The sequence below is a fragment of the Pseudoalteromonas pernae genome (assembly GCF_039831865.1).
Lineage (GTDB): Bacteria > Pseudomonadota > Gammaproteobacteria > Enterobacterales > Alteromonadaceae > Pseudoalteromonas > Pseudoalteromonas pernae.
Map to the genome: position 1 here is coordinate 1 of NZ_JBDODM010000007.1, position 20764 is coordinate 20764.

17 protein-coding genes are annotated in these 20764 nt (G+C 43.3%); all 17 read right to left on the reverse strand.

Annotation, left to right across the window (positions count from 1 at the left end; translation table 11 throughout):
• Positions 1–63: 63 nt before the first annotated feature.
• Positions 64–5715: a DUF4214 domain-containing protein gene (locus V1358_RS15085; protein ID WP_347394070.1), complete on the reverse strand. Its 5652-nt coding sequence runs from the start codon at positions 5713–5715 to the stop codon at positions 64–66.
• A gap of 279 nt (positions 5716–5994) precedes the next feature.
• The gene (locus V1358_RS15090) at positions 5995–7875 is read right to left on the reverse strand and encodes a hypothetical protein (RefSeq protein WP_347394071.1); all 1881 of its coding nucleotides are present in this window, start codon (positions 7873–7875) and stop codon (positions 5995–5997) included.
• A gap of 306 nt (positions 7876–8181) precedes the next feature.
• Positions 8182–10191, reverse strand: a complete 2010-nt coding sequence (locus V1358_RS15095; protein ID WP_347394072.1) for a secretin GspD/PilQ domain-containing protein — start codon at positions 10189–10191, stop codon at positions 8182–8184.
• Positions 10191–10637: a hypothetical protein gene (locus V1358_RS15100; protein WP_347394073.1), complete on the reverse strand. Its 447-nt coding sequence runs from the start codon at positions 10635–10637 to the stop codon at positions 10191–10193. Before V1358_RS15100 ends, V1358_RS15095 begins: the two co-directional genes overlap by 1 nt.
• Positions 10634–11206: a GspMb/PilO family protein gene (locus V1358_RS15105; protein ID WP_347394074.1), complete on the reverse strand. Its 573-nt coding sequence runs from the start codon at positions 11204–11206 to the stop codon at positions 10634–10636. Before V1358_RS15105 ends, V1358_RS15100 begins: the two co-directional genes overlap by 4 nt.
• Positions 11203–12240, reverse strand: a complete 1038-nt coding sequence (locus tag V1358_RS15110) for a hypothetical protein (RefSeq protein ID WP_347394075.1) — start codon at positions 12238–12240, stop codon at positions 11203–11205. The genes V1358_RS15105 and V1358_RS15110 overlap by 4 nt, the downstream gene beginning before the upstream one ends.
• Before the next feature lie 8 nt (positions 12241–12248).
• Positions 12249–13139 (reverse strand): hypothetical protein, encoded by an 891-nt coding sequence (locus tag V1358_RS15115; RefSeq protein WP_347394076.1) that lies wholly within the window; start codon positions 13137–13139, stop codon positions 12249–12251.
• A complete protein-coding gene (locus V1358_RS15120) occupies positions 13132–13815 on the reverse strand; it encodes a PulJ/GspJ family protein (RefSeq protein ID WP_347394077.1) in 684 nt (227 codons plus the stop codon). Before V1358_RS15120 ends, V1358_RS15115 begins: the two co-directional genes overlap by 8 nt.
• Entirely contained in the window at positions 13815–14252 is a 438-nt protein-coding gene (locus tag V1358_RS15125; RefSeq protein WP_347394078.1) for a PilW family protein, read from the reverse strand. Before V1358_RS15125 ends, V1358_RS15120 begins: the two co-directional genes overlap by 1 nt.
• Positions 14231–14629 carry a type II secretion system protein gene (locus tag V1358_RS15130; RefSeq protein WP_347394079.1) on the reverse strand — a complete coding sequence of 133 codons (399 nt, stop codon included), beginning with the start codon at positions 14627–14629 and terminating at the stop codon, positions 14231–14233. Before V1358_RS15130 ends, V1358_RS15125 begins: the two co-directional genes overlap by 22 nt.
• Positions 14616–15824 carry a type II secretion system F family protein gene (locus tag V1358_RS15135; RefSeq protein ID WP_347394080.1) on the reverse strand — a complete coding sequence of 403 codons (1209 nt, stop codon included), beginning with the start codon at positions 15822–15824 and terminating at the stop codon, positions 14616–14618. Before V1358_RS15135 ends, V1358_RS15130 begins: the two co-directional genes overlap by 14 nt.
• The gene (locus V1358_RS15140; RefSeq protein ID WP_347394081.1) at positions 15824–17485 is read right to left on the reverse strand and encodes a GspE/PulE family protein; all 1662 of its coding nucleotides are present in this window, start codon (positions 17483–17485) and stop codon (positions 15824–15826) included. The genes V1358_RS15135 and V1358_RS15140 overlap by 1 nt, the downstream gene beginning before the upstream one ends.
• A complete protein-coding gene (gene gspG, locus V1358_RS15145) occupies positions 17482–17892 on the reverse strand; it encodes a type II secretion system major pseudopilin GspG (protein ID WP_347394082.1) in 411 nt (136 codons plus the stop codon). Before gspG ends, V1358_RS15140 begins: the two co-directional genes overlap by 4 nt.
• Positions 17893–17911: 19 nt before the next feature.
• On the reverse strand, positions 17912–18562 hold the full coding sequence (locus tag V1358_RS15150; RefSeq protein WP_347394083.1) for a formyltransferase family protein: 651 nt from the start codon (positions 18560–18562) through the stop codon (positions 17912–17914).
• 10 nt (positions 18563–18572) lie between these two features.
• Positions 18573–18905, reverse strand: a complete 333-nt coding sequence (locus V1358_RS15155) for a hypothetical protein (RefSeq protein WP_347394084.1) — start codon at positions 18903–18905, stop codon at positions 18573–18575.
• Positions 18902–19495, reverse strand: coding sequence for a sugar transferase (locus V1358_RS15160; RefSeq protein ID WP_347394085.1), 594 nt, complete (start codon positions 19493–19495; stop codon positions 18902–18904). The genes V1358_RS15155 and V1358_RS15160 overlap by 4 nt, the downstream gene beginning before the upstream one ends.
• An 85-nt stretch (positions 19496–19580) precedes the next feature.
• The gene (locus V1358_RS15165) at positions 19581–20753 is read right to left on the reverse strand and encodes a DegT/DnrJ/EryC1/StrS family aminotransferase (protein ID WP_347394086.1); all 1173 of its coding nucleotides are present in this window, start codon (positions 20751–20753) and stop codon (positions 19581–19583) included.
• Between the last annotated feature and the right edge of the window lie 11 nt (positions 20754–20764).

Sequence of the window (20764 nt, forward strand, 5' to 3'; positions counted from 1 at the left end):
TTTGTAATCAGACTCCATAAAAAAGGCTGCCATGTGGCAGCCTTCGTGTTTCAAGTATGTACCTTAGAAACGATTAATAAACTCCGTGCTGCGGATAAGTTCTACCGCATACGCTGCCACTGCGTCATTGTACGCTTCGCCACTGAGTCCGGAAACACGCGTTTCGAAATCGTTCACAGCTACTGTATTCGCTTTGTTTCGCAACAGTGCTAGGTGCAATACAGAAAGCGTGTCACTGTTTAAGTGGGTGTCAACACTCGCCGGCGACTCACTTAAGTTAAATGCATAGTTAGCACGAGGGAGCCCATTATCCAGTAACCCAACCCAGTACGCTTTACTATTCTCTGAGATTGTTCCACCAAAGATATTGCTGTAGATAGTCTCTACAAACTCAGAGTTACTCAAATTCGCCCCAAAGCGATTACTAAAGGCTGGGCTCGCTATTAAGCGTGCTGCCACTTGCGGCTCTCTTAAGTCACCCTCAAGTAGTTTCCCTAAATAGACTTGAAAAGCACTACTATGCATGTCACTGCCTAAGACCGCTTTGAATAAGCGCACCAATGATTTACGTTGCGCAAAGCCTTCCGTCTCTAACAGAGAAATCACGTGGTCTTTTAACGTACCGTCAGTGCCATCCTCGTCAATTTGTGTAGCAAGAGTATTTGTGTCGTGGATAGACCATAACTCATCGTTCAGCTCCCGTGAAACTTGGCGTACCAGCTCAGCAGTACTCGTGTTTACAGGGCTATCCATAGTGGTTATATCAAATCCATCTGTGAACTCTACACGCAACGGCAAACTATCTGCGTCTGCATCCAGCAGTGCACTACTTGTTTGTGGAGACATCGCTTTGAAGAAGTTAAAAGCCATTAAGTTATCACGCATTACGCTCTCAACTGGGTAGCTATCATCCCCAAATATGACGTCTTGACGCGCAAGTCTTGTTGAATCAATGACATCATTGGTCATGACGAGATACAAGTTCTTTAACGTCTGCAATGTAGACTGCTTAGTCATGTACTCAGGACTATTGATAAACGTTAACATCAAGTGCGCCCGTGTATAGCCAGGTTTGGCCAGGTTGTTTGTCCACACCTCAAGCCCATTTTCCGTAGGTGGACGCCCAAATACATTCATGTAAGACTGCTCTACAAACTCACTGTCAGTTAATTCACCATACTTATTGACGAACTCTGATGAAGCAACGAAGCGTGATACAACCTGAAGCTCTGTAAAACCTGCATTCATGTTTGAACGCCACGCAACAAGGCCTTTATACGTCGCGGCACGGTCAAAGGCTGCTTTATAAGCACGGCCGATGAAACTCAAGTTTAATAGATCGCCCGGTGACGCTACTTTGGCATATATGTCATACGCTGGAGTTGCTGATGTAATACCCAAGTCACTTTGTAAACTTGCCAATGCACTGTCACTTATTTGCAGTGTTCCACGCACATGAGCCAGTGCCATACGAGTTAGCATATCTGTATAGGTTTGATCACCTAAGTATAAATAAGCCTCGTTGTCCTTCTGGTTTTCATTCGTCTGCAGGACTTTTTCGATTGCTAATGGCAAACCGTCACCGTCTGCATCTGCCCATAATTGGTGCACTGTTAGCCCCTCGACACCCAGATAGATTTCGTAATCGTCTGGAAGGGCGTCTCGGTCTTTGTCTACATTACTATTGGGGTTGGTTCCAATGCCATACATACCCGCTTCGTCAACATCTGATACACCGTCACCATCTGTATCTCCGGTGTTAACAACTAAAGGATCAAAACCAAAGTTAACCTCAACTCCATCGGCGATTCCATCGCTATCAGTATCTTGGTTAAGAGGGTTTGAGCCATAAATATTGATTTCAGCGACATCTAGTAGACCGTCACTATCGCTATCGACACCGATATTACTCTCTGTTGGGTTCAGGCCATAATCAATCTCAACATTATCATTTAGGCCATCTCCATCTGTATCTTTTTCGAGAGGGTTTGTGTTGAAAACGTTTACCTCATCGAAATCACTTATACCATCGCCATCAGTGTCGCCGTTGTTTGCAACAAGGGGGTTAAGCCCTGCATCTAACTCAGCCTTATCACTGATTCCATCGCCGTCAGTGTCTGAATTAGTAGGATCTGTTCCATGGATTAACAATTCATTGCTATCACTAATACCATCACTATCAGAGTCGCTAGAGTTCGGATTAGTGCCCAGCGCATATTCTTGCTGATTAGTCAGGCCATCACTGTCTGGGTCACCATCAAAGTTGTTGCTACCACTGATGATTGAACGGTATGAAAATGGAATTCCGTCTTTGTCTCTCACCATAGGAATCGTAATTGAGTCGATGAACACCTTATTGCCACATGAAGAGGAACAATTTGGGCTCTTTAACAACCAAGTAAGTTGATAGTAGTTATTTATATTGCTCTGAACAGTCGTCCTTACCCAACCATCGGTTGCTGCATCAGTTGACCATAGAGGCAGGGTTGGCAAACCACTACCCTCGTATGGAATCGCAATTAGCTCCAAGCTGTCTACACCATCTTCAAAGGCAGAACTTGTTTTATATGCAAACGTGATATTTCCAGGTGTTAACTTACGAACATAAGAACCCCAGTCATCACCAAACATGCGATTCAGCGTAATGGCAAACCGACTGTCACCAAGCCCAGCTGAGGCGCTGCCATCATATGATTCGGCCTCCGATGCGACGCTCTCATAGCCCACAGTTCCTGCCTTTATGCCTGTTAAAACATGGTTATTAATATCATCTGCTAATTCATTCAAGTTCGCTGTATCTAGTTGTAGCCAGTTAGGCAAAGCAGCAACATTGAATGGGCTGTTTTCGAAAGACACAAAAAATTTATTCAATGCAGTAGCATCAAAATATGTACTCACGTCAGGCAATATAAGTTTACTTGAGTCGCTAGGGTCAACGACCGGAGCGTAGCCTTTATAAATTACGTTATTGGCATATAGTGCATGATGAGCTTCTGGTGTCGACAAACCGATATCACATAATGCATCGTGACCAAACTCACAGGTGCCGTTAGCGTATTCTGTTTTCGCATCAATACCGTCTTGATCTAAATCTACTTCCGAATCGTTGGGGTTATTTGGATCGAGCCCTAGCCTTTCCTCAACGTCGTCATCGAGGCCATCGTTATCGTTATCTGTGTCGATTTCATCTGGAACGCCATCACCATCATAATCGCCAGTATAGCGGCCATCTTGGGGGTAAGGATCTAAGTAATCTGGAGTGCCATCTCCATCGTAGTCATACGTTTTGATAGCAGTTGGCGCTGTTTCATACATTGCATAGCTGGGTGTTTCTACACCTAGTTGGCCAGATGCATTGCTGCCCCATGTGAAAATTTGACCAAACTGGGTAATCGCTACTACATGGTTATTACCCGCTGAGACTTGTCTCCAGTGTTGGTCACTGTTAACAATTTCGGGCATGGTCTTATAGTATGACAGTGAGCCAATGCCTAACTCACCATAGTCACCACTACCCCAACCCCATAACTGGTCTTGAGAATCTATGGCAAAAGACGCAAAAGCACCTGACTCAACATTGCTGAAAGGCGCAGCTGCATTAATATCTTCAACACCTTGTACTACAGGGAACTTCACTGGGGAGCTGGCATCAGTGATAGTGTAGGAGTCCTCAGCTGCATTGTAATTCGTTGCAGCCTCTAAGCCCCAAACGTACAAGTCAGAACTAGTTAAACCGATTGTCTTTTTAGTGTTGCTGCTAACAACCTTGGTCCAAGGGTTATTGGAGCTCACAAGAGTCGGTACAGTAACTCGGGTATCCGTGCTAACACCATTTCCTAACGCACCTGAAGATTCATTACCCCACGCATAGCGATCCCCGTTAGATTTAACTGCAGTTGAATGTGTTAATCCTGCTTCTACTGATTCCCAGTCTGTATCCGTGCTAATTTGCACCGGGTACAGATAAGCTTGGTTATCGCCAGTTCCCAGCTTAAAGTGCGCACCGTTACCCCATGCCCACAACGTGCCGTCTTCTGCGATTGCTAAACTGTGATTAGCATTGGTTGATACCGAACGCCACTTTGTTTGCGCGCCTGATTCATCGGTAATTTTTGTAAAGGTTGAGCGTGAGTTTGTATCACCCGTACCTAACTGACCGCTGGCGTTATCGCCCCACGCATACAGGTCTCCGCTAATATCAATAGCAAAGCTGTGATTATAGTTTGACTCAACGCTCACCCAGTCACTTTTAATGGAGCGGTCGCTAGCGTTCAAAAGTGGAGACAGTTTATCAATGTATGGTGTGTCTTGATCTGGATCGGCTATAACTGCTGTTAGTTGCTGTTTGGTATTGTTACCTGCCCCCCAAAGCTGACCGAAATAAATTGGTTTAGCTAAGTTTTCAGGGCACAACTCATTGTTACTTAGCCCATGAAAATTCGCTAAATCTGCGGCCGGATAACATGTTTCCAATGCTCGGAGAGCTAACGTATGTTGGCTACCAGTCGCTACGTCTACCCAATGAAACCCATTTATTGGATTCGTCACTGTTGAATTATTAGTAAGAAATGATGTATCTGTGCCAAGTTGGCCATAGCGGTTATAACCATGGGTTTTCGTATTACCAAGACTATCAGTAATAACTAAATAACCATCGCCTAATTCGAGACGAGTCGCTATAAGGGCAGTGCCATCGGCACTCTCAACTCTGGTGGGTTCCTTAATTGTCAGGTCGTTGGAATCTGCGACAAAGTCATTATTGTTCTCACCCCAGATATACACATGGCCATCGCTATTGATAACACCTGAATTTGACTCAGAGGTTGCCAAACGAGATTTAATCTGGTCATAATCGCCTGATACATCGATGATTATGTCTGAACCATCTGTGTAAGTCACTTTGTTCGGCGTAATAAATTTATTGGTATAGAGTAAGTTACCCCATCCCCACAATACACCGTTTTCATCAACTGCTAACACACCATATTCGGTCGCCGAGATCGCCTTCCAAAGCAAGCCATCAGGGTGCGGCACGACTTCTGGATCGTAATATCGTTGTTCATAGTTGGGCAGTCCTAGAACAAAGTCCTTATTCTCACCCCAAGTGTATATTTTACCACTAGTTGTTAATGCTATTGCCGTTTGTTGTGAAGCCTGAGCATCTAACCAAGTCTCTCCTGTCACATCATCAAACAGAAAAGGGGAATCGTAATAAGTTATAGGGTTCTCACCCTCATGCTTATTAATAATCTGCTTTATGTTATTGCCAAAGCCATACAATTCACCATTGCTGGTAATAGCAAATGTTGCATAGTAGTTCGATGAGACACGTTGCCATTGTAAGTCTATGTTTTGATCATTACCGTCTTTAGCTTGAATTTTTTCTATTTCTTCTGGGTTATCAAGCTCGCGCACAACTCGGAACAATTCGCCAGAGTCATTGATCATCAAGGTTTCCTGACGCCCTGCTTCCACTAATCGCCAGTTTCCTGCATCGCTGAGTAACCATGGTGTATCTACCTTATCAGACAAGGCTTTACTCAGTGATTTGTAAGTATTATCGCCCCACACATACAGATTACCTTGTGGATCAATCGCCGCCACATGGCGACGCCCAGCGTCAACATCTCCCCACTTATGCACTTGGCCAGCATAGGCAAGACTTGAAATGGTGAGTGTTGAGAAAATGGAATAGGAAAGAAACCGCGCCTTCATAAATTACCTCTGGCATAACTACTACTGTGAGCAAAATTCGCCCAACGTCAGCTTACATGATTCAAAAATAAATTGATAGCCTTACCCACTTTTGGATCTGAGGCAGTATTGAATAAAAAGTTAGCAAATACAACCTGAATGTGAAATTAAGAAATTAAGAAATTAAGAAATTAAGAAATTAAGAAATTAAGAAATTAAGAAATTAAGAAATTAAGAAAAAATAATAAGCAAAAAAAAAGGCACCTTGAAGGTGCCTTTTTTAACTATTTCAACGAACGATTACTGCCACTGACGGCCATCGTTGTCGTTGTTAGTTTTGTATAGTACTGGGCTGTCAGCACGGCCGTCTGGGCTTGTGTTCTGAGCAGCTGCGTGTACGTAGTTCTGTGGAGCATTCACTAGGAATGTCGCTTCGATGTGCCAGTTAGCTGACTCATCGAGTGAACCTGGGTACTTAGCGTTGATCGCTTTGATTAGGTCCATACCAGAGAACGTGTACTGACCTTCGCCTGGAATCATCTCAGGAAGATCAACACCGATGAACGTGTTACCAGCGTCTGTCTTAGCGCCTAGGCCGATTGGAGCAACAATGATGTCTGCTTCAATACCAGCTGGAGTTACGAACTCATTAGTTACTTTGATAGTTGAAGACCAACCTGCAGCACCTGGGATTGAGTATACGTATGGTACTTTGAATTGTGCACCATCGATATCCCAAACGTGAGTTACACCGTCTACAGCTACAGATTCAGCATCATCACGGTTAACTAGTGTACCGTTGATAGTAGTCTGAGTCTCACCGTATACTACTGGAACGTTTACAGAACCAGTTAGTGTACCACCACTGATCTCTACGCTTGAAAGAACCCAGTCAGCTGCGTCTTGTGCGTTAGGGAATAGTGGGTCGATACCGTTAACTTCGATGTCAAGGTTAGCTTCACGACGAACGTTAGTTGCGTCTAGAAGACCAGTACCAAGAAGTGTACCTGTACCAACGTATTGGTTAGCTGCGTTCTTAGTAGCAGTTACTGTACCGAATGATACTGTGTCAACACCTGACACTGACTCACCGTCTTGACGCTCAAGAACGTAAGAAACTGTGTTCGCACCGTTGATATCAAGACCAACATCTGAAGTGCTTGCGAACATTAGTTTCGCGCGAGAAACAACGCCGCTGCCAGTAGTACCACATGTGTAGTCCGCTGAAGCGTTAGTTTCTAGAACTTCGTCCCACGTTTCACAATCAGCGAAAGTAGTACGGTCAGTTTCAACTTCGATAGTTGAAGTAGCTTGGTCAACAACCTGAAGCTCGAAACCATCTGAGATAGTTACAAGAGTAGTGTTACCAGTAGCTAGCTGAGTAAGCTGTAGACCAGCAGTGTTTGTTACAGTTGGGAAAGAAAGGTTGATCATGTCACCTTTAGTCGCAACTGAAGTAAGTTCTACACTTACTGGGTTGTATACGCCTGCAGCGTCACGAGTAGCTAGGAAAAGCTGTGCGTTTGCTTCGATAGCGTCACCTTGAACCTGAGGAGCAAGACCTGAACCATCTACAGAGCTAACGTATACGTCACCATCAACATCAGCGATGTTAGTGTCGATCTGGATTAGCGCGCGAACGATTACACCGTTAACGATAGTTACGTCGATTGCACCACCAACTTCTTGGAAGATGTCTGAACCAGACTCTTGAGCAACTAGTACTAAGTCACCAGCTAGAGAGGCAGCTAGACCACCAGGGTTGTTTGCAGCAAAAGCAGTAGCATCAAAACCAGCACCTACACCGTAGTTGTTGATTACTAGTTCAAACGTTGCTTCGTTCGGGATAGTTACGTTAGTTGTGTAACCTACTGATACGTCAGTACGGTTAGAACCAATGAAAGGACCATTTGTAGCAGGAGTACCGTCTGCATCTAGATCGATTACTTGACCAGCAAGGATTTGATCGATTGTTAGATCGTCAGCTACAACCGGGTTAATACCGTTCATGTAGAAGTTCATTTGACCTGCAACACCAGCCTGAGGACCCATTTGGCTTGTGTTTACGTTTGAAGGTGTAGTGTCTTGACCACCGAATGCACGGATATCGCCGGCATTAGCGAATGGAGTAGCTAAAGCACCTGTGATTGCTAGCGCTACTAGACCTTTTTTATAGTTCATTAAGTTTCTCCTTTAGAACTTATTTCTATTGGTATACCAAATAAAGGTTGTATTAAAGCACAGGCGATTAAGATGTCAATGTATAAAATTGCCAACTACTACCTGTTTTTAGTTATCGCGATTTGCTAACACAACAATCGGCCTCTAATTTATAAGGTGCCCTGACTGCGATGTCAATCAAATCCTGATCCAATTAGAGCAAAATACCCACGTGTGTGCAACGCTTGATCGCTTTGTTTTAACAATAATTTAATTTATTTATTGCAAAATTACAGGCTCATTGCTTCACTTTGGTACTGTGCGCCTTTAAAACTGCAACGTGAGGTTTTCATACTCTTTCGAAAACGCCCCTATTGCTTCATTTATATCCTGTTCGCTGGTTATAATTCTCGGCGTGATCATGACCACTAGCTCTACACGTCGTTCTTCTTCCGATTTACTACCAAAGAACAAATTACCAATCACCGGAAGCTTGGATAAGCCGGGCACTGCAGTGTCAGCCTTACTGTTATTTTGGCTTATCAAACCACCTAAAATCACTGTTTTTCCATCTAAAGCAAGTAGTTCAGTGTTAAATGAACGATTCAAAATCGGGGGAGATGTAATCCCCTCTATTTTGTCGCTTCCTACTTCCGACACTGTTTGCGACAGTGTCATAGATACTACGCCACGGGCATTAATCGTGGGAGTCACATTCAATGTTACACCCGTTGAGCGATACTGCACGGTTTGTAAAACTTGGTCTGTGTTATCTAAATCGTTCACCGCTTGGGTGATTACAGGAACCTCTGTACCCACATTCATAGTAGCTGTGCGCCCGTCTCTAACCAACATACGCGGGCGAGACACTATCTTTATGTCACTGTTAGATTCAAGAAAGCTGATCGATGCATTAAAATCGACACCTTGAATTGCATATGATAGTCCCTCACCGATACTGAACGTTGATTGCTTATTCTGTGCTTCAAACCCATTGGTGCTCGACCAGTTAATACCGCGACTAAAGGCGTTATCTAAGGTTACTTCAACCACGGCGGCTTCAATGAGTACTTGCCCTGGCATAACGTCTAAACGCTCAATCAAATCCAATGTTTCATGATACTTTGACGGCGTAGCATAGAAAATCAAGGCATTCTGGATATCGTCCACAGTCATCGCCAAATCAACAGTATTCGTTGTACCTGCGCCACCACCAACCTTATCTTCAGCTGAGGGATCATTCGACACCCTTGATTGCGACTTACCTGTCAGGCTGAAGAGCTTGCTTAGGCTTTTACCCATATCAACTGCACTAACATTTTTGGGAAAGTAAGTGTAATACTTACGTCCATCGGATGAGCTAGGTACATCGAATCGCTCTGCCCAGTATAACACTCTCTCAAACACATTCTCAGATGCGGAATGAATTAATGCTGAACGCATTCTGCGCATTGGTGTTACTGAAACCACCCCCTCTTGAGAGCCATCGGTAAGCTTTACACCCTCGATCGAAAGGACCTCTTCTAACTGTTCTCTGAATTCTTCAGGACTTATGTATACAAGTTCAACTATACCTATATGGCGCCCTTTGGCTGATGGACGATCAAATGCATTAATGATCTTTAATACTTGTGCAATTTCCTGCCTGACACCGGTTATAAGAATTGCATTACGCTCGGGTAAATAACTCAGCTGAGCATTGGTCAAAGAGGTCGCTATACGATTCATCGATCGCCAATCTGCGTAGTAAAGTGGGGTTACATGCAAAATTTGGCCTGTAACTTCTGGGATATCAGAGATATTACGACCAACCCCCAAATTAAAGCCTGATTTTGTATTGGAATTTACCTGAGCGAAGAAATAAACACCGTTCTTCTGCTCATAAGAAACACTGTTATTCGCAAGCACATCTCTTGCCATTAAAAACAACTGCTGCTTGGAAATGGGCTTTTGGATGCTTAAAGTCGCCTTTGATTGACTAGTTCTTACTGCATTACCCAACGCATAATCCAATCCTAATTGCTCGCTATATACAAGCTGAATAAAGTCAGCTAGGCGAAGATTGTTTGCACTTAATGTGACTTTTTTGTTATCAAATTTTGGCAATGCCTCTGCTTGCGAATTTGGAGGTGTAACACCCACACCATCGATTGAACTCAACGGCGTCATTGTCAACTCACCAATTTCCTCGTCCGTTAACTTACTTCTATCGGGTGTGCCCTCTTGCGAATTAGTTTTCTGCAGCACTGAAGGAGTAACAACATGTGGAGAAGTTGTTTGACACCCTGCAGTAAATACAGACACTGCAATTACTGCACTTAAAAAACGTAGCTTCATTAAGACTGACCTTTAAACATTTTAATGCGTGTGGTGCTTCCATTTACTTCAAATACGACTTCTTCTTTCTCGATAGACGTTAATTTGAAGCCGTTCACTTCATCACCCACTTTCATTCTCTTTGCTTGCGTATCTTTGCTGTTAACAAAGCTTATATATGCAAAGGGTGTGGGGGTTGTGTATATGGCTAAAACGGTTGCCTGGATTGGTTTTTGTTTTGGTTTGGGCTTGTCCTTAGATTGCTCATTGACTTTAGCAACATTCGTCAACTGCCCAAACAGCTCTGGGTTAAACTCAGGTTTATCTGGCGCATTAAGTACTACTGCGCTGACACTCTGAGACTGAGCATCTATGCTTTTTGCGTCATGACTTGAGACGCTGACTCGATTAAAGAAATCCATCAAGCAAACGGCGATGAAACACAAAAATATAGCTTTTTTAATCATGGAGCAAGCTCCACTAGTTGGTGAATTCTCAGAACTAAATCTGCATTCGGTGTGCGTGCTATAGAGTTGAAGCGTACAGTCCTAACGAGCAACTTAGGCTCTTGTGTTTCAATCCAATACAAAAATTCTTGCAATGGTTCGGATGTACCACGTAACGAGATATTATACTCGAAAGTGGTGATGTCATCGACTGTTTGTAGTTGACGACTATTTCGGCTGGATACCCTTAACCCTAACTCGTTAGCTTTCGCTGATATAGCTTCGTTCAAATGTATTTGAACGCTAGTTTTATCCCCTTCAAAATAAAGCTTACTGAACTTCTTCATCTCGCTTTGAGCAACTGCTCTGCGCTGAACCAACTCTTCAGTTGCTAGGGCGATACTCTCTTTATCACGGAGTTGTAGTTGATAAAACTCGATCTCTTCGAGCAGCTCATTTTGCCACTCAACAACAGGTAAAAGCACAAACTTAGCACACAGCAAAACGATACAAAGCAATAGTAGCTTCATTTGCTTAGGTGGCACACCCGCTTTGCCACCGAGGTCGAAAACCGATGTATCTAAATTCATATACTTTCCATTTTAAAGCCAATACTGAAAGAGTCGCGCTTACCCGCTTTGCGAACAGGCATAATATATCTTAAATCCTTAACCTGCTCACTTTGTGATAGCGTTTTAAATACTGCATCAGCATCATCTGAGATTCCTGATACTTGCACTTCACCATCAACGACTGCTAACCCTTGAACCTCGTAATATGTGTCGATACTTTTAAGTACCGCAAACAATGGATAAATGTATTCATGCTCTTCAAACGGTTGATTTTTCGCAACCAGCATTGCTTCCATGTCTTCAACATCACGTTGATTACTTTTTAGTTCTTGTAGCAAGCCTTTGTTGCTCTCATAGCTTGCTATAGTGCTATGATGTTGCCAGTATACGAACGCAGAGCTGAATGCAAAATAACCAAAGACTAATGCTGTTGCGAGCAATACCTGCTTAACAGTGAGCTTTCGATTATTTTCTGCGCCCCAATGCCAATGGCTTAACCAAGGCATAAACTTTTTGACAGACAGCGAATCAAGTAACTGTTGTTGATGAGACGTTTGCGAGATGCCATCATCTTCCATGCGCCAAAACTCTGCTAGAGTACCTGTTCGCGAAAACGTACTAACGTAATTGCTATCGGGAATATAATTACCGACTTGCTCAATACTCACCCTTTCACTACCGCGCAGGGCTCGATACATAATAGTTTCAGGGATAATAACCCCGCCCTGAGGCTGAGCCTGTTGCGCCATGTGGTATAGTTCAAGATCAACATAAGCGATATTGACGAAATATCCTTTGTCAGCTTTTGTCGCATCGAACCAGAATTTGAACTGTTTGAACGGAGTGTTTTGCGCAGCGAATAATGTCACTGCCTTTTCCAATTCACGCTTTTTGGTAATAGAAAAAAATCGACGCTGCTCTAATACAGATTTAGGGTCTAGAACAATAATATAAGGATAGTGTTCTCTTTTGTTCTTTAATTGAGAATCAGACTCAAAGAAGGCGACGCTTTCCTTAAGCTTGTTCTTTATCCACAAGTTAATACTTCCCATACTGAACACTACTTCTCTGACCAATGCCAAAACTGTACCAAAGGTCTCGGGTTATACCGCATACTATGGCTAAATACAACCTCTCTGCGGGCTTGGGCCCGCCCTACATTGACTTCTAGTTTTAGTAAAAGGTTATTGCTTAATTGCAAACTAATGGGATTGGTCACTGAGGTCGATGATCCTACTAATTGATTAAGTTTGTCCTGCTGCCCCGCTCTAGCCAAATGATACAAAGACTCCTTTCTATCTTTTGGTAAATCACTCACAGAGATAAGTTCTCGCGATGCTAATGCAGGATTAAATGAGCCACGATGATAAAGCACCACATTATTCAAAAGCTTATCAATACTTGCTTGATCCTGAGGGAAGCCGCACATAAGTTCAAACTCAGCATAGGACTGCATGGGCGCGTTGCGAGGCTCGGGTAAGCCTTGCTCTAAGTACCAGAGGCTCTCACCACCATTCAGGCGCTTTAGATCATCTTGGTCTTGCCAATCGTCATAGCAATCAATAAATCGGCTCAGATTTGAAGGAGAACTTCTATCTACAACAGCAAGCTTACTTGCCAGAGCTGTGTTTAGATTCATGATAGCCAACCTTCCGGAGGTATCACTTAGTTCAAACCACTTCGGTTGTTGCTTTGAGGATGAGACATCAACGCGTTTACCGTAGTAATTGCCGCCCTCTTTATTGAGAATTTTACTTGCATAATGCCAATACATCACCTCTTCTATCATAGAGTCAGCTTCTATTTCGGCCAAGATTCTATCGCGTTCATACTCGACCAAATCCAAATTATTGCGACCTTGGGCAATAAAGTATGAGATCACCCATGCGAGGATAGATATCACTATCAAAACAGTGATTAGAGCAACACCAGCTTGTTTTTGACTAGGCACTAATATGTCCCCCATCATTCTGATAAAACTTCCTGATATTCTCTACCCTGCTGAAGAAAGTCCAAATATGTTCTTTGCCTTCCTTTACAAAGCGCACTTGAATTTCTTCAGGTAGCAAGTGTGCTGTAAGCTGCTTTTCTAATTCAAAGCCAGGAATATTGAACTGTGGGGTTGAGCTTTTACCTGCCGGCTCAACAGTGAAGAATTCTATTTGCCCATCGAATGCTACGAAAGAAACTGTTCTACATGCTTGGTGACGCGCTAAAGGTTGCTCAGGCTGTGTATAAAACAGCACACTCTTTAAAGGACACTCTGTTACCTCTAAACCTAATTGCTCATCAATGGTTTTTATCTGTAATGAGGCTAAGACTTCTTGGCTTTGCTTAAAAACCATAGGAGAGCTGGAGACGTACTGAATGGTTTGATTATCTGCATAAAAAAAGGGTCTATTGAGCCCCGCTTGGTTACGTACATAATAATCCAACATCCCTGCGATGGAAGAACGAAGCATCAACCGAGTGTAAACCTCATTTTGAGTTCTGCTCAACTCGCTTTTCGAATTGCTAGCCGCGTTTAAGAACACAGATAACGACTGAAAGCTAAGTACTAGCACCAACGACAGAATTGTTAGCGTTATGAGCACTTCGACGAGCGTAAATCCGTTTCTCTTCATCATTACCCTATAATCTGCTGTTGCGCGCCCGTATCAACATCGAGGACTTTGAAAGACAATTTCGGTAATAACTTTTTACCATTCTCACAACTTAGCTCAACAGTACTTAAGATAAATGAGGCGCCACTTTGAGTAATCGCACCAGTATTAAAGTCAAATGCGGCTTGTTTAGAGCTCTCTTCATTAATCACCGACCAATTACAATTGGTATTGTTAATGGTTACAGAGCCCTCTTGTTGACCTGTGCGCTTCAGTTCTTTGCGAACTCTGTCCGTTGCTTCGAGAAGGTCAGAGTAAGCATCAGCTGTTTGCGCAAAACGTATGTCATTGCGCACATAGTTCGAATAAACCAAGTTCACGATGGCAATGGTCGATGTGATCAAAGTAATGGCCACTAACAATTCAATCAGTGTGAAGCCTAGTTGCTTTCGCGCGGACATAAGTCAGTTTTCAACTCTAGTGATTGTTTTTGCTCAAGTTCCAATGAACAGGTTGGCAAATACCCTGATGAAGAGATAGCTAACTTGCTTTGCTTGAATTGGAGATGCTCAAAGCTCTTACTCATGTAGGGTTTATTTCCTTGCAACACTCGCATCGAACCTTTATTTAGGGTTAATTCAAAACCTTGATTTGCCCACTGCGCTTTGCGCTGCAGTGAGGCTATGAGCGAATTGACTTCTTGCTGCTCAAGGTTTCTCTTTCTTTTGTCCATCATGGAAACAGTAACTGGCGATACTAAAGCGACCGCCATACCTATGATTGCCATCACGACTAAAAGTTCGGTCAGTGACATACCTTGTTGTTTAAAAACCAACATCTTGAGCGCTCATTATGCTCAGCATCATAATAATGACGACAGCTCCAACAATCACCCCCATAAGCAGAATCAACAGCGGTTCTAGCATTTTTAGCGTGCTTGCTAAACGAGTATCAAATTCCTGGCCTTTGCGCTCCTGCATTTCAGAGAATGCTTTGGTTAAATCGCCAGTTTCCTCACCCACCTCGATAAAGCCTAATTCCATAGTGCTGAATAGCCCAGTTTCATCGAGCGCTTCAGTAAGAGATGTACCACTTTGAATTTTTTGCTTCACATCTGTGAATTTAATGCGAGCATCTTCATTGGTAAGTGTGTTTGCGGATAGGCCTAAGGCATCGGTTATCGATAGTCCTGAGTTCAATGTGGTTCTCATTGCAGCTGAAAATCGCAATTGCTGAGATAACTCAACCATAGAACTGATCAAAGGCAGCTTTTGACAGCCTTGCCAAATTTTTGCCCTAGCACCTCTCATTTGTGCGCTATTGGAAAATACTAGTAGGCCAATGCCTGAGGCAATAGCGACCAAGGTGACGATACCCGCGCTGCTACGCACAAAGTCAGATGCCGACATCAATGCTACCGTGTAACCAGGTAACTCTTTGACCTGCTCCAACATGCCTGATAACTGCGGGACGACACTATAGAGGATGAATAAAACCGACAGAATACAAACAAATACGATAATTAACGGGTATATACCCGCTTGTTTGACTTGTTTGTTTACGTGCTCTTGAAATTTTAGTTGTAAGCTTAAATCAGTGAGAACCTGTGCCAACAAGCCAGTACTTTCACCAATTCTGACTAGGTTGATCACTAACGCATCAAAATGTTCGCTGTTTTCTTCCATAGCACTGGCAAAAGACTGACCACCTCGTACTCTATTTTGAAGATCTTCAACAAGCTCTCGCTGCGCTTCGTTTTCTGCGGATTTCGCTACCAGAGTCAAAGCCCTGTCCAAGGTGATACCGCTATTGAGTAGACTCGCCAAGTTGGTAATGATTAACTCTACCATCTGTGACGTTACTTTTGTCCCAAATAAGCTTTCGGCTAACCCTTGCTCGACGGGTTTAACTTCAATGGCGGTGGCATTGATATCATTTAACTCAGAATACAGCGCAGGCTCATTTTCTACAGAAAACACCTTGCGGCTTTTAATACCGTTGCCATCAACAAACGTTACTCTGAATTTCTTCATTAGCCAGCTACCCTTACAACCTCGTCAATGGTTGTTTCTCCTTTGAGCACCTTGACCACGCCGTCTTGATAGAGAGTGCGCATGCCTTGAGTGCGCATGTACTCACTTGCTTTTAAGGTAAATGCAGAATCTTTATCCAATGCCTTAATATCGTTGTTGTTTGGCAAGTATTCAATTAATGCAAGACGCCCCTTATAACCACTCATGCCACAAGCAGAGCAACCTACCGCTTTTCTTACATTCGCAGAGGCGACTAGTTGAGGGTCTAAAATCTGCTCTTCTTTAAGCAACTTATCTATTATTAGCTGCCCTTGTTCGTCTGGTTCAGAACAATGACTACATAGTTTACGTGCTAAACGTTGGGCGATAATGGAAATAACAGAAGCATTAAGTAAAAACTCATCGACACCTAAATCGATCATTCGCACGTAAGCGCTCGGCGCATCGTTGGTATGCACTGTACTAAATACAAGGTGACCAGTCAGAGAGGACTGCATCGCAATACGTGCAGTTTCTGCATCACGGATTTCCCCCACCATGATTACATCCGGATCCTGACGGACGATACTGCGCAAACCTGCAGCAAAATCAAAACCAATATCACTATTAACTTGAATCTGATTTACGCCTTCAAGTTCATATTCCACAGGATCTTCCAGTGTAATGATTTTCTCATGACTGGAGTTGAGCTGCTGTAGGAATGAGTACAAAGTGGTCGTCTTACCGGAGCCAGTTGGGCCGGTCATCAGAATCACACCCGCCGTTTTGGTCAAGTCTTTATTGAGCTTTTCAATGGTATCAGGCTCAAAGCCGAGGTCGGTCATATCTAAGCGCAGCGAGCCCTTTTCAAGGAAACGCATCACCACACTCTCACCATTGTTCAAAGGCAGAATAGAGGTACGAATATCAATATTTCGACCAGACAGCGCTATCTTACCATCTTGGGGTCTACGCTTTTCGGCAATATCTAGGCTCGCTAATATTTTGATACGTGACACCACAGGCATTACAAGGTTCTGCGGAATATCATCGAGCTGCTGCAATACACCATCCACACGGATTCTTACTCGCCCACCACGCTCCACGGGCTCGATATGCATATCTGACGCTTTTGCATCAAGGGCACGATTTATCAGTGAATTCACCAAATTAATAATAGGCGCTTCAGATGCCATAGCACGCAAGCGCTCTACTTCAACAATCGCAGACGTTTGCGTTTGCTTTGTCTGCTCAAAGACGGTTGCTACTTTTTGCACAAGAGACTCTGATGTGAGCACCAAATCAAAGTTGATGCCATTAAAGTCTAGAAAGTTTGCAGCCTCCACACACAACGGACGATTAGTGATGATAGTCACTTTTTCATCGTTCACCTTTAGAGGGTACCACGCATACTTTTCGAGCCAATGCCAATCAATTTGCTGTTCATAGGCTGAGCGAATTTCATCATCGTTGATGTAGTCTTTAACATTTTCAAATGTTACCAATGGTAGGCTGAACTTATTGCTGAATAGCTCGAGAAAATCCTCCTCTGATGCACCAGACAAAGAAATGATTGTGCGCTCATAGTTAGAATTATGGCCTTTTTGATACGCCTCAAACTCTTCAATGTCTATCGGTTTATCAGCGCGTAGCTCGTTAATTAAGTTCAGCAACATATTCATTGGTAAGTAATATCCGCATCGAGTTCTTCACCACCTTGCTTACCGTCACGACCTAAGCTCTGTAACGTGTAACTAGAACCATTGCGCTCATAAAAATACGGGTTATCCCAAGGGTCATTTGGAATTGCCTTTGGTAAATATGGGCCATCCCAATGACGACCTGTACTGTTAAGCAAATCATCTAACTTAGTAGGGAAGTCGCCCACATCAAGGCGATATGTATCAATCGCTGTTCCAAGTAACTGCATTTGTGCCTCAGCGGTTTTGACTTTTGAAGAGTCAACTTTACCAAACATCGCTGGACCAACTAGCGAAGCAATAAGGCCGATTATGACCATTACAATCAAGAGCTCAACTAAAGAGAAACCTTTGGATGAAGCGCGGGTGGTATGTGTTATAGATTTCATATTTACACCATTACAAATTTTATTTTGCCAGTTTAAAGGTATGGCCATGCAGCTTGATAAACGGTTGATAGTCACCAAAACTCACAGCTCTAATTCTCTTCTCAACTTCTTGTTGAGTCATATCAGAAGTAATTTCAAACAGCGCGTTAAACTCTTCACGAGTGTATGGTTTGCGAGACCATACTCGATCACTCACAGGAAACTCTCCCTGCTGTACAAAAGTGTTAATCACTTCACTAAATAGCGAACGTTGAGCATCATATGTCCTACGCAACGTAGATTCAACATTATCAGATGGAGAGAGCGGGAACTCACTCACGGCAATGATGGCCCCAGTATCGACTGTTGCTTCCATATGGTGGCAGGTTACACCATAGCTTGATTCACCATTATACAAAGCAAAGTTATTACACCCAATTCCAGGATACTCAGGAGGAGCGGGGTGAAAATTAATTGCGGCGACTTGTGCTTGGTCCAAGAGATACTGTGGTACTACCCAACGACTCAAATAGGAAATAATAATATCTCCAGTCCATTGCTTGGCGGCTTCAGGGAGCGGCTCCCCCCACTGACCATAATAATCAGCCACGTCAAACCCTTGCTCTCTGAGTTCAGAGGCTGCAGACAAAGACGCTTCATCGCCTTTTTTGGCTAGGAATAGAATTTTCATATTATTTGGTTCACACTTGGAAGGTTGTATTAACTCTTGGCGGAAATGGCAACATGGTGTTGAACACAAACGGCTCATCTAACGCAGGAGATTGCTGTTGTTTCAACTCAAGCCATTGCTGAGACCAAACTTGAAGGTGAAGGTTCAATTCAATCGCAACATCCTGTTCTATACCCTGCAGTAAGTGCCCATATTCCAAAATTAGGTGGCTAAGCTCCACATTAACTGCGTACAAAGCGTTCGCATAAACAAACTTTTTCTCATTGCTTAGATACGTCTGATATGTCTGATTTGCGCTTCTGAGTAAGTATTGAATGCGCTTCCTTAACTCAACATTATTCACTCATCATTTCCTTTAAAAAAGCGGGTTGTTGCTTGCCCATCCGCTGTTATCCCCTCTTTCTTGAGGACTTTAGCAAATGTTTTGAATAAGATTTTGATATCTAGCCAAAAGCTTTGATTCTCAACATACCACACATCACATTCAAACTTTTGTTGCCAACTCATGTTGTTACGACCATTAATTTGCGCCCATCCAGTTAAACCTGGTCTGACATTATGACGCTTCTTCTGCCTATCGTTATATAGCGGTAGATACTCCATGAGCAGAGGACGAGGACCAACAAAACTCATATCCCCTTTGATAATATTGATTAGCTCTGGCAATTCATCCAAAGAGCTAGAGCGCAGCTTTTTGCCAAAACCCGTTAAACGCAACTCATCACTCAACAAACTCCCATCAGCGGCTTTTGCATCCGTCATAGAACGGAATTTGTACATATAAAAAGGTTGACCGTTTAACCCAGGGCGCTGTTGCTTAAACAAAATGGGTGACCCCAATTTGAACGCTACCAGTACGGAAAGTATTAAGAAAATGGGCCAGAAAACTAGTATCAGCAAAGAAGCCAGCACTATATCAAATAGTCGTTTCATAAAATCAAAGGAGCCTAATTGATTGGTTTCACACAGGCGAGGGAATATAGCACAAACGCAGCTGTACCTATATTCCCTTAGGTTACTAAATTTGTGCGTCGCGGATAACGCTTTCAAGCACAGCGCAGGTTTTCGAGATCTCTGCTGGAGTTAACGTCGGGTGAACCAAAAGCATCAGACTAATCTCGCCCAGTTTCTTCGCAACCGGCAATCGAGGTTGTGTGAATCCTGCATTGGTAAATGCCTTTTCAAGATAGATCTCACTGCAAGAGCCTTGATAGCAAGGAACACCTTGCGACACAACCGCCTCTACGATGCGATCCCTTGACCACCCATCTTTAAGTCGACTTTCATCCACATAAAAATAAAGCTTGTAGTAAGCATGTGACGACTCTTCTGCCGGTGTATAATCCTTCAGTAATTCACAATTACTAACAACAGCTCTAATTTGCTCTGCATTTTCCCTGCGGGCTTCACTCCACTGAGGCATGCGAGTAAGTTGGATTCTACCAATTGCAGCTTGCATTTCAGTCATTCGATAATTGGTACCAAAGGAATCGTGTAACCACCTAAAGCCGGGAGGATGCGATTTGTTGTACACCGAATCATAACTTTTGCCATGGTCTTTATAAGCCCACATCTTTTGCCATAACGCTTTCTCGTTGGTAGTAACCATGCCACCTTCGCCGCCAGTGGTCATAATTTTATCTTGGCAAAAAGACCAACAGCCAATATCACCAATACTACCAACAGATTTACCTTTATAAGTTGCCCCATGTGCTTGCGCGCAATCTTCAATAACATATAAATCATGCTTCTTTGCTAGGGCCATTATTTTATCCATATCACATGGCCACCCCGCTAAATGTACACAGATGATTGCTTTAGTTTTGTCTGTGATAGCGGCCTCGATAGAGGCAGGATCAATATTGCCGCTTTCTAACTCGACATCGGCAAACACTGGTGTGCCACCTTGAGTGACCACAGCACTAGCAGTAGCTAAAAACGTTCTGGGTGGAACTATCACCTCATCTTCGTGACCTACACCTATCGCGTTAAGCGCCAACTCTAGGGCTGTCGTACCATTACTAACAGCGATGGCAAATGCACTGTGAGCGAACTGAGCAAATTCTTGTTCAAACTTTCGACACTCTTCACCTGTCCAATAATTAACTTTATTACTAAGAAGTACACGCTTTGCAGCTTCAGCTTCTTCTTCTGTATATGACGGCCAAGGTGAAAACTCAGTATTTAACATTTACTCTCCAA

What these genes read in the sequence shown, in the direction of transcription:
- V1358_RS15105 (WP_347394074.1), bottom strand. Translation starts at nt 11,206, where the DNA reads ATGAATTTAGATACATCGGTTTTCGACCTCGGTGGCAAAGCGGGTGTG.
- V1358_RS15120 (WP_347394077.1), bottom strand. Translation starts at nt 13,815, where the DNA reads ATGATGAAGAGAAACGGATTTACGCTCGTCGAAGTGCTCATAACGCTA.
- V1358_RS15090 (WP_347394071.1), bottom strand. Translation starts at nt 7,875, where the DNA reads ATGAACTATAAAAAAGGTCTAGTAGCGCTAGCAATCACAGGTGCTTTA.
- V1358_RS15095 (WP_347394072.1), bottom strand. Translation starts at nt 10,191, where the DNA reads ATGAAGCTACGTTTTTTAAGTGCAGTAATTGCAGTGTCTGTATTTACT.
- V1358_RS15135 (WP_347394080.1), bottom strand. Translation starts at nt 15,824, where the DNA reads ATGAAGAAATTCAGAGTAACGTTTGTTGATGGCAACGGTATTAAAAGC.
- V1358_RS15150 (WP_347394083.1), bottom strand. Translation starts at nt 18,562, where the DNA reads ATGAAAATTCTATTCCTAGCCAAAAAAGGCGATGAAGCGTCTTTGTCT.
- V1358_RS15140 (WP_347394081.1), bottom strand. Translation starts at nt 17,485, where the DNA reads ATGAATATGTTGCTGAACTTAATTAACGAGCTACGCGCTGATAAACCG.
- V1358_RS15160 (WP_347394085.1), bottom strand. Translation starts at nt 19,495, where the DNA reads ATGAAACGACTATTTGATATAGTGCTGGCTTCTTTGCTGATACTAGTT.
- V1358_RS15130 (WP_347394079.1), bottom strand. Translation starts at nt 14,629, where the DNA reads ATGTTGGTTTTTAAACAACAAGGTATGTCACTGACCGAACTTTTAGTC.
- V1358_RS15110 (WP_347394075.1), bottom strand. Translation starts at nt 12,240, where the DNA reads ATGGGAAGTATTAACTTGTGGATAAAGAACAAGCTTAAGGAAAGCGTC.
- V1358_RS15085 (WP_347394070.1), bottom strand. Translation starts at nt 5,715, where the DNA reads ATGAAGGCGCGGTTTCTTTCCTATTCCATTTTCTCAACACTCACCATT.
- V1358_RS15100 (WP_347394073.1), bottom strand. Translation starts at nt 10,637, where the DNA reads ATGATTAAAAAAGCTATATTTTTGTGTTTCATCGCCGTTTGCTTGATG.
- V1358_RS15165 (WP_347394086.1), bottom strand. Translation starts at nt 20,753, where the DNA reads ATGTTAAATACTGAGTTTTCACCTTGGCCGTCATATACAGAAGAAGAA.
- gspG (WP_347394082.1), bottom strand. Translation starts at nt 17,892, where the DNA reads ATGAAATCTATAACACATACCACCCGCGCTTCATCCAAAGGTTTCTCT.
- V1358_RS15125 (WP_347394078.1), bottom strand. Translation starts at nt 14,252, where the DNA reads ATGTCCGCGCGAAAGCAACTAGGCTTCACACTGATTGAATTGTTAGTG.